The following is a 13,301-nucleotide window of genomic DNA, read 5'->3' on the forward strand; positions in this document are numbered from 1 at the left end:
AGCTTTTGGAGCTTGTGGAGCTGGCGGGGATAGTGATGGTTACTCCAATGCCTTGAAGCTGTCCAGCAGAGTTCTCACTTCAGGATACTGGGCACCGTAATCGTCCAGCATCGATGCCACGGCATCACGGAATGGGCCTTTTTCAACTTCATGGAAGGTGACTCCCATTTCTTCTGTGGCTTCTTTGACAGCTTCGGCAATGGCCTCGTCCCATAGCGGCTTATGAAACTCAGTGGATTCAACTGCCGCTTCTTCAATAATGGCTCTTTGAGCATCTGTCAGGCTGTCCCATACTCTGGCGCTGACCACAAGAATATCAGGAATCATGGTGTGTTCATCATAAGAGAAATGTTTGGAAACCTCTCCATGCTTGCCATTGGTTAATGCGGTTTCATTACTTTCTGCTCCATCAATAATGCCGGACTGCAGTGAGGTGTACACATCTCCATAGGGCATGCCCACCGGTGTGCCGCCAAGGGCCTGCATCATGTCAGTCTGGGATTGAAAGCCCATGACACGAATTTTAACGCCTCTTAAATCATCCGGATGCAGAATTGGCTTGTCAACCGTGTAGAAAGAACGCGCACCGGAGGTGTAGTAGGTTAACCCCACAAACCCTTTGTCATGGGTGCTTTGATAGAGCTCTTGAACGGCGTCGGATTCCATGGAGGTGAAGAAATGATTTTCATCAGCGAATACATAGGGCAGGGTAAAGGCATTATACCCATCTGCGTAGGGTGTCAGGGCAGCAGCCGAAACCTTTGTCATGGCGACGCCACCTGCCTGCAGCTGCTCTAAAACCTGTTCTTCAGAGCCCAGCTGTGCGTTGGGGTAAATATCCACTTTCATGTTGCCCTGTGATTTTTCTTCAACCAGTCGGCCAAACTCAGCCAATGCCAAATGAACGGTGTGCTGTTCATTCAGGTTATGGGCCAATCGAAGGGTTACCTCTTCGCCAATTGATTCACTGGCTTGTTCATTTGCAGCAGGACTTGCAGCAGGACTTGGGGCAGGTTCACTGGTACCTGTGCCACATCCTGTCAACAGCATCATGATTAATGAAACCGTTATCCCAACACTCAACATTTTTTTCATACTGCTCCTCCTTTGTGATTGACTCTTTTATTTGAAATCTTAACGTTTTCCTTGGAGCATGCCGCCATGGCACTCATTCATCTAAGGAAAAGATTAAGAAATCATTCGCCTGAAACGTCAAAATACCATACTACCATGTAAGTTCCATCCCATTCCAAACGTCCCTTAGGGGTTCAGGGTGGCTACTTGAAATATTCGGGATACTTTCTTTTTAGCTCCATTTTTTCGATATTAAGCTTTTTCAAGTGCCTGCTCATGATCTCCAATGCCATTTGGGTATCTTTGGTTCTGATGGCCTCAATGATTCCCTGATGCTGTTCAATGGTTTGTTCCCAGTTGATATTGGCAATAAAGCTTAACACTCTTATGCGCTTATATTGGCTGTTGACCTGATCAATGACCGACCAGGTTCTCATTTTGTTGCATTCCTGAAAAATGGTTTTATGAAAAGCTTCGTCTACTTCAAGAAACTCAGCGTAGGCCTTTTTTTCAATTTTGTTTTTTTGAGAAGCCACATTTTGCTCAAGTAAAAACAACGCATCTTCAGAGAACTCATTGGTTGCCAGCTCGATGACTGACTTCTCCAGGCTTTCTCGAATAAACCTGGCCTCTTCAACCTCATTTAAATCGATGTAGGAAATATAGGTGCCTCGTTGAGGCAATATGTGCACCAAGTCTTCTTTTGACAGTTTGATAAAGGCTTCTCTCACAGGAGTTCTGCTGACTTGAAGCAGCTCAGAAATTTCGTTCTCACTGATTCGCTCACCTGGCTTCACATTCAATGCCACAATGTTTTTCTTGAGCACCTCGTACACATGGTCACTCACCGAGTTGCCATTTCTTGGCTGTTCAATTTTCCACGCCACTTTTCATCACTCCGTTTTCCTGCAGCCAGATAAAAGATTAACTGCCACCATGCTACCATGGCAGTTTAGCCTTTGTCAATATGATTTATGCGCCTGAATTTTTCCATGAAAAGCAACCGCCTTTCTCAACAGGCTTTCTCCATCTGCTGCGACGATTTCGTAAAACCGCTCTCTTTTGACTGCGTCATCCCTTTAAAAGCACCTTATTGGCTGATTTTTCGTTTTTTTCAGACATCCTTTCGGCATTGTTTTAGGGGTGCCACGATGGTAAAAAAAGACACCCATGCAACTTTTACGCCCCACCAGTGGCGATTTTTTTGATGTTTTATTTACATAAGAAGCTTTATACGACCAATGTATTTTTTCAGAATTTTTCATATGCTGAACACATCATTAAGCTTTCATGGAAAATTAAAGGAGGATGAAGATGAGAAAAGCATTTATTTCACCAGGCAAGTACGTGCAGGGAGAAGGCGAATTGTTGAATCTGGGATACTTTGTCAAGACATTTGGAAGCACTGCCCTGCTCATCGCTCATGAGGATGATGTGAATCGTGTTCAGGAACAGCTGGATGCCACAAAGGCGACCTATGGCATTCAGTTTGTTCAGAGCAACTTTGGCGGCGAATGCTCCCGGGAAGAAGTCACACGGCTTCAGGCCCTGGCGGCGGAAAGCAACTGTGACTGCACCATTGGTTTAGGCGGCGGTAAAGCCATTGATACGGCCAAGTGCGTTGCCCAGGGCGGGCCGCTGATTATTTGCCCCACCATCGCAGCAACCGATGCCCCCACCAGCCACTCTGCTGTCTTATATACACCCGAAGGCGCTTTTGATGACTATGCCTATTTTTCCCAAAGCCCCAGCGTGGTGCTGGTGGATACCAAAGTGATTGCCCAGGCACCCACCCGTTTTTTGGTGTCTGGCATGGGCGACTCCCTCTCCACTTATTTTGAAGCCCGAGCCACCCGCAGCTCCTATTCCCCTGTGAACGCAGGGCTGCCTTGCGGCTACCGGGAAGGTCACTGCCCGCCAGCCAGAGGCACCAACACCGCCTTTGCACTGGCGAAGCTTTGCTACCAAACCCTTTTGGCTGACGGCGTCAAGGCAAAGCTCTCCTGCGATCTTAGCCAGGTAACCCCTGCACTGGAAAACATCGTCGAAGCCAACTCCCTTCTTTCCGGTCTCGGCTTTGAAAGCGGCGGACTGGCAGCGGCTCATGCCATTCACGACGGCCTCACCATTTTCGAAGGCACCCACCAGTATTATCATGGCGAAAAAGTGGCCTTCGGTACACTGGTTCAACTGGTGCTTGAGAATGCCCCGGCAGAAGAGCTGGAAGAAGTGCTGGATTTCTGCCTGTCAGTTGGTCTTCCTGTCTGCCTGGCAGATATTGGCGTGATTGCGCCTTCAGAGGATGAACTTTATCAGGCAGCCGAAAAAGCGTGTATTCCTGAAGAATCCATCCACGCCATGCCTTTTCCTGTCACAGTGGAAAACGTTGTCGCTGCCATTAAAACAGCCGATGCCCTTGGCGCACAATGGAAATCCACCTGGCACCACCACTAAAAACGCTTTCGCTGGCAGCCAGTGGGGTTCTTTTTAACCAGCACTGGCTGCCCTTGTCGTATGCTTGATTTTATCTTGACGAGATAGGAGAACTGATATGAAAAAAATCATGAATCAGCCGGAAAACGTTGTTTATGAAATGTGTAAAGGCATCGTCATGGCTCATCCCCAGCTTCGTTTCATTGAAAAATACAAAATCATTCAAAAAAATCACATTGACCAGGACAAAGTGACCCTGATCAGCGGCGGCGGCAGCGGTCATGAGCCTGCCCATGCCGGTTTTATTGGCAGCGGACTCATTGATACCGCCGTTTGTGGAGACGTTTTTGCGTCTCCCTCTCAGGTGCAGGTGTACCAGGCAATCAAAGCCTCCGCTTCCAGAAAAGGCACCCTGCTGATTATCAAAAACTACAGCGGCGATATCATGAACTTTAAAAATGCCGCTCATCTGGCGGCTGAAGACGGCATTGAAGTGGATTTTGTGAAGGTGGATGATGATATTGCTGTGCAGGATTCACTGTATACCGTGGGCCGCAGAGGAGTGGCCGGTACGGTTCTTGTCCATAAGGCTGCCGGTGCCATGGCGCGAAAAGGCGCCAGTCTTCAGGAGGTTAAGCGGGTTGCTCAAAAAGCCGTGGATCATGTGAAAAGCCTGGGCTTCGCCTTCAGCTCCTGTACAGTGCCTGCCAAGGGAACACCCACCTTTGAGATTGGTGATGATGAGATGGAATACGGTGTTGGCATTCATGGTGAGCCCGGTATCCAACGGGAGGCCATGATCTCCGCCGATGAGCTGGCTTCCAGAATGGTGCCCGCACTCCTTGAGTCCCTGAAAATCACCACCGGAGAAGTGGTGGTCTTAATCAATGGCTTCGGCAGCACCCCCCTGCAGGAGCTGTATCTGTTCAATCATTCCGTCTGCAGGCTGCTGACAGCGTCAGGCGTCACTGTTCACCGAACCTTCGTGGGTAACTTTATGACCAGTATTGATATGCTGGGTGCCTCCATTTCCATTATGAAGCTGGATGTCGAGCTGAAGGAGCTGCTGGACGCCCCCTGCGAAAGCCCGGCTTTACAGATTTCAGGCCCCCCGTCGCCCATGGATCTTTCACCTTTGATGGTTCTTGAAAAGCAGGCGTCTTCCTCCCTTCAGGAACCTGCGGCGCTTCCTCAGCTTGATGCTCATCTTCATCACCAGCTGATTTCGCTGGCAAATATCCAGCATATGGTGCAGGTGATGGGCGACTGCATCATTCGCAATGAAGTCCCCTTCTGCCAGCTGGATGCCCATGCCGGCGATGGTGATTTTGGCATGAGTGTGGCCAAAGGCTTTAAGCAGTTGCAACAGGAGTGGCCCCAGTTATTGATGGCATCTCATACCATCGGCGATTTTCTGGATGCCTGCTCACTGATTATCATGGAGCATTGCGGCGGCGCTTCAGGTCCCCTCTGGGGTGCTGCCTTCAGAGGAGCCGCCCGTTCTGCCGGCAATGAGAAATCCCTGACCCTGGAGGCCTTCACGTCGATGATGGCGGCAGCCGCCGAAGCCATCCAGGCCACCGGGGAGCGCTCCTTTGGCCGCGGTGCAGTGGTGGGCGATAAGACGATGATTGACGCCCTGGTACCTGCCGTCAACGCTTTGAAAGACAGTGGGAAAGAAGCCGACACCCTTCTGGAAGCCTTGAAAAAATCAGCGGCTGCAGCCGTTCAGGGGGCAGAAAGCACCAAAGAAATCGCCGCCAAAATGGGCAGGGCCGGTACTGTGGGCGACCGCAGCCTTGGTCATCCCGATGCCGGTGCCTTTGCCCTGGGCGTGATTTTTACAGAAGTTGCCGCCAGCATGAAAGCTTAAAGGACCGATTTTGCTTCAGGCTTCTTCAGCGCTGGGCCACATGGTTAGCCTGAATACGGCGGGGGTCACCCCTGTTTCACGCTTAAACACCTTGATGAAGTAACTGGCATCTTCAAATCCGCAGGCTCCGGCAATTTCACCGATGGTGCTGCGAGAGTTCAGCAGAAGCACCTTCGCTTTGTTCACACGCACATGGCACACATATTGGGGAACGCTTTTTCCCATCTGCTTGCAAAAGAGGCGGCTGAAATAGCTTTCAGAAATATTGCAGCGGTGTGCCAGTGCGTTGACGGTGCATTTTTTATCGTAATGCTGCTCAATATATGCCAGTGCCGGTTTAATCAAATCTTCTGTCGGGCTTGCCGGCAGCGGTTTATCAGAAGCCGCCATTTCATTGATCACCGTCAGCTCCTTCATCAGCTGCTCTCCGGGGCTTTTCACCATGTACTGACAAATGGTTTCAATGATCTTTGCGGTGGCCACCACTTTTTCATAGGTCATTACCGGCAACCGCTGGTAGGCTTCCTGCATTACTTTGGACTGGCTGAAAACCCTGTTCAGATCCGTCATTTTATAGACCGGCTCTACCACGTGGCTTTCAGCATTATTTTCAAGGCGAACCTGCCCCGCCATCACCGCCCCCAGGTACAGCTCGTTGATAATGATGGGCACCGCAACATCCACAATATTGGCGTGGCACAGATACAAAAAAGCTTCCTTCGACCTTGCCGCCTCAACGCCGCCAAAGGAATCGCATTTTTCACAACGGTCGCCATAGTCAGGGGAATCTCTCAGCATACGGCAAAAATCATTGCAGCCACTATGCCGGGTTAATGGCATGCCCTTGTAGTCAACGGTGATCACTGCCAAGCCCGTTGAAGTGGCCAGGTAATCCTGAAATCGTTGAAAGTCAGCATGCTTCAAAGTACCGTGCAAGGTTTCCCATGCCTCGTTCATTTCTCCACCTCCACTGGTGCTGCTGGTGCTTTTTCCCAGGGTATTTTACTACCATCCTACTCTATTCATTTGTGAATGTCCATCCTCTACACATATGTCAGCAGAAAAGCGGGCCCCTGATTTGCGCAGAAAGAGGGACGGCATGAGCCGTCCCTCTGAGGTTGAAGACAAAGGGCTTTGGCCCGGCCAGCTGACTCCAATCTTGTGTGTTTTTAGTCGAAAGTCTCGAAAACAGCGCCTGAACTCGCTGCGCTCAAACAGCAGGCGCTGGCGGTTTTCTCATCTTTTCGAAAAAACACTGACAAGATTTCCAAGGCTGTCCTTTACCAAATCCCTTGTCTTCATCTTATTTTGTCTATAGTCTGAGAGGGACGGCCTGAGCCGTCCCTCTTTCTTGTGCAGTTACCAGCTTCTATTGCAGTTGCCAGTTTTTATTGCTTTTCTTTTGAATAAGCGGCCGCTTCTTTTCCGGCAATCACGCCAGAATCAATGGCCAGCCCGTAGTAAGAGCCGGGAATATCATAGTAGGGGGATACGAAGAGGCTTCCGGCATCGGCCCCGATCACATACAGGCCGGGAATCGCCTTGTTGTCGGTGTTTAAAGCCCGCAGGCTGGCATCCACCCGCACACCGCCAATGGTGCTCCAGCCGCTGGGCTGGTTTTGGGTAATGTAGAAAGGCCCTTCCTTAATGGGAGTCAGGTACATGGCTTCCTTGCCAAACTGTGCATCTGCTCCTGTTTCGCAGAAAGCATTGTAGGCTTCAACGGTTTCAACCAGGTGATCCAGGCCAAACTGGGCCGCCAGCTCTTCAATGGTGTCGGCTTTATAGGCCCATCCCTCCTGAATGCCCTCTTCCATGTCTTCAAACACATTGCTGATGATTTTGCCTTTGTAGTATTCACCAATCACCCAGTTGTCCGGCGCACCCTTCTGTCGGGTGTGCTCATAAAGGCCAATGGTTGACATGGCATCCATGTAGGCCTGATCCACCACAGCATAGTAGGGGCTCATGCGGGTGATGGGCTCGCTGCCGAAGGACATGGGGTAATCCACCATCATCCCTTCATTCATGAAACGGTCACCCTGGGCATCCACAAACAAACCGCCATACACGCCCAGTCTGAAGGCACTGTTCTGGTCATATTTATCCTGCTTGGCACTGCGTGTGGCCCGGGAATTGGTGCCGCCGTATTCATTGAGGCACAGGCCAAACTCTTTTTCCAGCACCGCACCTGCTTCAAGGGCCATGTTGATGCCGTCGCCTGTGCTGAGACTTCCCCCTGCCGGGTTGATCTGCGCTCCCGACAGATACTGGTTAATCATATCTTTGCTGCCAATGAAGCCGCCGGTGGCCAGAATCACTGCATCGGCATGAATGGTTACTTTAGTGCCGTCTTTTCGTGTGGCTTCCAGGCCCACCACCTGGTCACCATCCATAAGCAGCTTTTCGCCGGTGGTGTCATAGAGCACTTCCACCTGATCTTCTGCCAGCTGCTGCTCCCAGATCATGACCCGTTCTGCAAAGGGTGTGAGAATCAGGTGGAAGCCGCCGTACTCTTTTTTAAAGGGAGTTTCAAATCTGAAATCTGCTTCCCTGAACTCATAGCCCATGTCCATTAACTGGGTCACCGCTTCACTGGAGACTTCCAGGCTGCGTCGAATCAGGTCTGCGTTCACGCCCCATTTGCTGTATTCCATCATGTGGTAGAAGGCTTTGTCCACTGTCAGCTTGGAGTCCTGCGCCTGAAGCACCGGGGTATCCACCGCAAAGGGACCAGAAACCCGCACGCCGTTGCTCACTGCCACGCTGGCCCCCTTCTCCACCGCCATTACTTTGGCACCGCTGGCAGCTGCGTTATGAGCCGCCATAAAGCCGGAGGCCCCCACGCCCACCACCACGACATCGGTTTCATAGACTTCGTCTGCCCCAGGAACGACCGGAATTTTGCGGGCTGCCAGGTCTGAGGTGCTGCCCCCCGCCTGCTGAACACACTGTCCCACCGCACTGACCACCGCCAGGCTGGACTTGGTGGCACCAGACACTGCATCAACCGCCAACGACTGATGGTTGATGATTTCGGGAATCATGCGTTCTTCCACCAACGCCAGTAGTTCAGGTGTTTCATCGTGGTTCAGTACGCGAATGGCTGTGATGGCTGAGTCTGAGAACTCTGTCTCAACTGTCAGATAAGAGAGGTATCCATACACTTCAGCCTGATAAGTGCCTGGTGTAAAGGATAAAGCAGGTGTATCTGTTGCTGCCGGTGTTTCCGCTGGTGAAGCTGGTGCTTCAGGTGCCGGTTCCGCTGGTGCCGGTGCTGTCGCCGGCGCACCGCAGCCAGCCAGCATGAGTACCACCATCATGATAACAAGTAAGAGCGCCAGCGTAGATCTATTCTTCATCCACATATCCTCGTTCCTCCGTTCAAGATGTTTGTTAAACTTTTGGCTTTTTAGCCGGGGCCCGTCGACGTTTAGCTCCCATTTAGCCTCATCTTAAACTATGAACATGGTTCAAGGTCAAGGATATTCGTTTGCATTTGTTAAATTATTATCTTTTTGAAGCAACCAGCTGCACCGGCGCCACCGGCACATACACAATTTCAATGTCCCGGCCCTTGCCGTCCAGGTTGAGAAATGAAGGCAACAGCAGTACATCGCTGACCACTTTAAGCTGATGTTCTTCCAAGAAGTTGAACAAATCACGAAATGATTCTTTTTGAGCGCTTTCCTGCCGGGTTTTTTCCCGGTAGTACCGCACACAGGTGCCCATGGTCAGTCGGCGCACGTGGGCCCGGGTATGTTCTCCCAGCATGCCTGCCTTGGAAACCGGCAGCGCCAGGGAATAGCTGGGGTTGATTGCCGGGTGGCTGCTTAATAAATCATCCCGATGAATAATGCGGGCATAAGCTGTGATGGGCAGCAGCTCCGCCAGCTGCTGCAGCGCCTTTTCTGTTTCATCAGAAATGGAAAAGTCCAGCCCCACAGATGCCAGCACATAAAGATGGTCTTCCACCTCTTCCAGCACCATGGGGTTCTCCATTCCCGCCTGCAGCAGCTTAATCACCCGGTCTGTCGTTTCATACCTTTTATTCATCAGCTGAATCTGATGATGCAGATGATTGCGTTGCTTTTCCAGCGACTGAATAAAAGACTCGCTGGATTGTCGCTGATCAATCAACCCGACGGCCTGCTCCACAGTGAACCCGTACTGGGTTAATACGCGAAAAGCGTTGATTCGAAAAGCATCTCCCGGTGTGAAATAGCGATAGCCATTTTCGTCCCGATGCACATCCAACAGCCCGTTTTTTTCGTAGAACCGGATTTTGGATTGGGGCAACCCCACCATTTTCGCAAAATGACTGATTCGATACATTCCGTTCCTCCTCCGGCTGCTCCGCCTGCTTTTCCCAGAGTGCACTTTCAGGTCCATCCCATACATTCTGACTCTTGCTCACCATGCTTCTTGCTGCTTGTTGCCGTGCATCTCTTTCCAAATCATATCCCATGGCTTCACTTTTGTAAATCAGGGACACACATCTATTGCCACTGTGATTAGACCATAAAGAAAGCACCGCCTCTGCTAAACCATATAAATCTGAGTGCCCTGGCATTTTTGATAATTATTTATCAACATCTTCTTGACTTTGTAGCAACTACAAAAGCTATGCTTTAATTATCAAATCAGGAGGTGTTGAAAAATGAAGAAAAAGTTCTTAGCTGCTTTACTGGTGCTGCTGTTCGTTTTTTCACTGGCAGGCTGTGCCGGTACAAGCGAATCTCCACAAGATCAAGCCACTACCGGCACTGATGCCATTGATCCTGCTGGTGAGATTACTTTTAATGCTGGCACCTATACCGCTGAAGCACCAGGCATGAACGGGCCCATCAAGGTGGAAGTCACCGTCAGTGATTCCTCCATCGAAACGATCGCTGTGCTGACATCCTCTGAAACCGCAGGTCTGGGTGATGTGGCCATGGACAGCTTGACAAATGATATTATCCATCACCAGTCCATTGGTATTGATGCCATCACCGGTGCCACCCTGACATCAACAGGTTTTCTAACGGCGGTGGAACAAGCACTGGTTGAAGCAGGCGGCGACCTCGAAGCCTTAAAGACCGCTGTCGCCAGGGAAAATGAAGGCCAAATCGTTGAACTTGAAGCCGATGTGGTGGTGATTGGCACCGGTGGTGCCGGCACATCAGCAGCAGTCACCGCCGCAGAAAATGGCGCGAAGGTTATTGTTCTGGAAAAAGCCGCTGTTGCCGGTGGCACAACGGCCATGGGCGGCGGCTTTTTTGCCGCAGACAGCGCTCAGGCAAGAGCGTTGGGCCACGAACCTGTAGATACCGATTATATCTTCGAAAAATGGATGGATGAAATGGATTGGTTGGCTGATGCCACATTGGTCAAGCAATTTCTCGAACTTTCCCATACAACTGCCGACTGGATGGAAGCCCGGGGAATCGAATTTCAAAAAACCAAAGCAGCTGTTCAGCAATCCCATGCAGAAGGAACCAATGGGTATCATAAATATAATGACCATACCAAAACATCTGCTCAACTGACAGCCATGCTGGACAAGATAGCGGCAGATCATGGCGCCACCATCTATTATGAAACCCCTGCCATTCAGTTGATGACAGACAGCCGCCAGGTCACCGGCGTGATTGCCAGTGCAAAAGACGGTTCCACCCTGCACATATCTGCCAAATCAGTCGTCATCGCCACTGGTGGTTTCGTAGGTAATGCAGACATGGTAACTGAAGCCTTAAAAGGCGTTCAAGTCAATGCCTCCGGGTATAACTCCAATGTGGGTGACGGTATTCAAATGGCTGTGGAAGCCGGCGCTGCAACACGAGGATTATCGGCCATGGTAACCCACACCTTCGCTGTCGCCGGTGGTGATGCCGTTGAAGGTGACTACGAGTTCATGGAACGCTATCAAGCAACCAATTCTGTTGCCTACATGCCCATCATCCCCTGGATCAATGCCAGCGGTGTTCGATTCGCCAACGAAGACATCGTTTATGACCGCGCCCTGTCAGGCAACGCCGTTATGTCACAGGGAAACTATGCCTATTTTCTGTATAATGAAACGCTCTTAAACCTGCTGGAAACACAAGGAGCCCGGGCCGCCGGCATGCTGGATAAAATTGCCATGGGGCCCATGCCCGAAATCACCCCCATGGACTTTGGCTGGAACAAGCTTACCGAAATGGTTGATCAAATGGTGGCCGCCGGCCAAGTGGTGAAAGCCGATACCCTTGAAGCTCTTGCTGAACAGCTGAATATGAATCCCCGTCAGCTGGCTGAAACAATGAAAAAATATAACGAGGATGCCGCCAAAGGCGTAGACACCCTGTATGGAAAAGATGGCAGCCATATGTACGCCATGACATCCGGCCCTTATTATGCCTTTAAGGTGAGCGTCAACAATCTGGGCACCGTTGGCGGCATTCGCATTAACTCCAATTTTGAAGTCGTCATGGATGAACCCGAAAAAGGATACAGCACCACCGTTACCAATCTTTATGCCGCAGGGTCTGACGCTGCCGGGCTTTATTCCGATCATTATGCCCACACAATCGAAGGTGCCGCCCAGGGGTGGGCCTACAACTCCGGTCGATTGGCAGGCGCACGAGCCGCTGAAAACGCTTTGAACATTACCATTAACTTATTCGAGCAGTAGTGCAACAACGAAAAAGGAAGGCTGTCATACCCCTGCAGCCTTCCTTTTTCATATGCTTTTCTTAACGCTTCATTTCTTTTTAATGGGAAAATACACGTCAAATAATTGACTGGCTTCTTGATTTTCAATGATTTCATGAAGCATATTTCCGTAGACACCGCCTGTCATCTGATAGCCCTTGGCACTACAGAACCGCTCAGCCTCTTCCAGAATTTCCTGCAGCTTTGCTTCAAAGTCATCTCTTACAGTAAAAAAAGTGTGCACGCATGGTACCGACGGTAAGTGCGTCAGATTCTCCACAAGATGACTTTCATCGGTATAAACGGCGTATCCAAAGCTAACCCCTGCGTCAGAACCAGCACCAGCGTCAGCTGTTCTTTTTCCGCAATCCACTTGATAGCTGAAGGCGGGCCACAAGTCTGGCATTTGATTTAAAAAGGCATGGGTGTTGCGAAGCACTTCCTCCGATTCGATAAACTGGTCACCTGTTTGATTGCAGTGATAATAGCATTCGTGGGAGGTGACGATTTCAAATGCTTCTTTCAGCACTTCCCAACGCTGCAGTTTTTCTGACAGCATTTCAAGATGCCTTTTGGCCCTGTTTAAATATTCCTGTTCCGACTGGATAAACTGCAGCTGGTTTTCGAGCATTCTTTGCTGGTTCTCCACCGAATGGCCACTCACCAGATTTTCAGCGTCCTTCATGTTAAATAACAGGGAACGGTACATCTTGTAGGCAAAAATTTTATTAATATCCTGGGATTTGAAATACCGATAATTGTTTTTATCTCTTGCAGAGGAAATCAACCGTTTATTATCAAAATACCTGAGAGTATCTTTGCTCAGGTTCAGTATACGCTTGACATCACTGACTTTGTATTTCATCACTTCACGCCCTTCTCATGCCCATATTCACCCTCATGCCCACCCCTGACAATCAACACACCCGCATTCTGCAAGCAGCATTCCCCTCTCCCAGCTTTTGCTCATCAAGCTTCCATCAGTGGGATCTTTCCTGCCCGTGGTGATGAAGGCGGCGATCTTAAGCATCAGCATGGGCATTGCCATAACGTTCATACATAATGGTCTCCTCAAGGGCTTTTCTTTCAGTCTCATGACGATCAGCACTCAAAAAGCCATCGGAAGGATAACCCAAGATAATCAATGCCGTTGGTTCAATAAACTCCGGTATGTCAAACTCTTTTCTTAAAATTTCTGGATCAAACAAACCCACCATGACGCTTCCAATTTCCAGTTCCCTTGCAG

Annotated in this window: 9 protein-coding genes and 1 pseudogene; 3 read left to right on the forward strand and 7 right to left on the reverse strand. The window is 50.1% G+C overall.

What is annotated here, in order from left to right; translation table 11 throughout:
* Positions 1-39: 39 nt before the first annotated feature.
* Both AAIG11_RS15245 and AAIG11_RS15250 read right to left on the reverse strand, forming a co-directional pair.
* Positions 40-1,095, reverse strand: a complete 1,056-nt coding sequence (locus AAIG11_RS15245) for a TRAP transporter substrate-binding protein (protein ID WP_343187092.1) — start codon at positions 1,093-1,095, stop codon at positions 40-42.
* 182 nt (positions 1,096-1,277) lie between these two features.
* Positions 1,278-1,961, reverse strand: coding sequence for a GntR family transcriptional regulator (locus AAIG11_RS15250; RefSeq protein WP_343187093.1), 684 nt, complete (start codon positions 1,959-1,961; stop codon positions 1,278-1,280).
* A gap of 427 nt (positions 1,962-2,388) precedes the next feature.
* On the opposite strand from AAIG11_RS15250, the gene AAIG11_RS15255 reads away from it, so the two are divergent.
* Together AAIG11_RS15255 and dhaK are read left to right on the forward strand one after the other, a co-directional pair.
* Positions 2,389-3,528: a glycerol dehydrogenase gene (locus tag AAIG11_RS15255; RefSeq protein WP_343187094.1), complete on the forward strand. Its 1,140-nt coding sequence runs from the start codon at positions 2,389-2,391 to the stop codon at positions 3,526-3,528.
* A 97-nt stretch (positions 3,529-3,625) separates the two neighbouring features.
* Entirely contained in the window at positions 3,626-5,380 is a 1,755-nt protein-coding gene (dhaK, locus tag AAIG11_RS15260; RefSeq protein ID WP_343187095.1) for a dihydroxyacetone kinase subunit DhaK, read from the forward strand.
* A gap of 15 nt (positions 5,381-5,395) precedes the next feature.
* On the opposite strand, the gene AAIG11_RS15265 is transcribed toward dhaK, so the two are convergent.
* The 3 genes from AAIG11_RS15265 to AAIG11_RS15275 form a co-directional block, all read right to left on the reverse strand.
* Positions 5,396-6,337: a PocR ligand-binding domain-containing protein gene (locus AAIG11_RS15265; RefSeq protein ID WP_343187096.1), complete on the reverse strand. Its 942-nt coding sequence runs from the start codon at positions 6,335-6,337 to the stop codon at positions 5,396-5,398.
* 431 nt (positions 6,338-6,768) lie between these two features.
* Positions 6,769-8,742: an FAD-binding protein gene (locus AAIG11_RS15270; RefSeq protein ID WP_343187097.1), complete on the reverse strand. Its 1,974-nt coding sequence runs from the start codon at positions 8,740-8,742 to the stop codon at positions 6,769-6,771.
* A 148-nt stretch (positions 8,743-8,890) separates the two neighbouring features.
* Positions 8,891-9,715 (reverse strand): MerR family transcriptional regulator, encoded by an 825-nt coding sequence (locus AAIG11_RS15275; protein WP_343187098.1) that lies wholly within the window; start codon positions 9,713-9,715, stop codon positions 8,891-8,893.
* A 325-nt stretch (positions 9,716-10,040) separates the two neighbouring features.
* Between AAIG11_RS15275 and AAIG11_RS15280 the strand changes: the two genes are divergently transcribed.
* On the forward strand, positions 10,041-12,035 hold the full coding sequence (locus AAIG11_RS15280; protein ID WP_343187099.1) for an FAD-dependent oxidoreductase: 1,995 nt from the start codon (positions 10,041-10,043) through the stop codon (positions 12,033-12,035).
* Positions 12,036-12,104: 69 nt separating this feature from the next.
* On the opposite strand, the gene AAIG11_RS15285 is transcribed toward AAIG11_RS15280, so the two are convergent.
* Together AAIG11_RS15285 and AAIG11_RS15290 are read right to left on the reverse strand one after the other, a co-directional pair.
* A complete protein-coding gene (locus AAIG11_RS15285) occupies positions 12,105-12,920 on the reverse strand; it encodes a MerR family transcriptional regulator (protein WP_343187102.1) in 816 nt (271 codons plus the stop codon).
* Between the two features lie 157 nt (positions 12,921-13,077).
* Positions 13,078-13,301, reverse strand: a pseudogene (locus AAIG11_RS15290) (nitroreductase family protein); the annotation flags it as partial.

This window comes from Anoxynatronum sibiricum (assembly GCF_039414295.1).
Lineage (GTDB): Bacteria > Bacillota > Clostridia > Peptostreptococcales > Tindalliaceae > Anoxynatronum > Anoxynatronum sibiricum.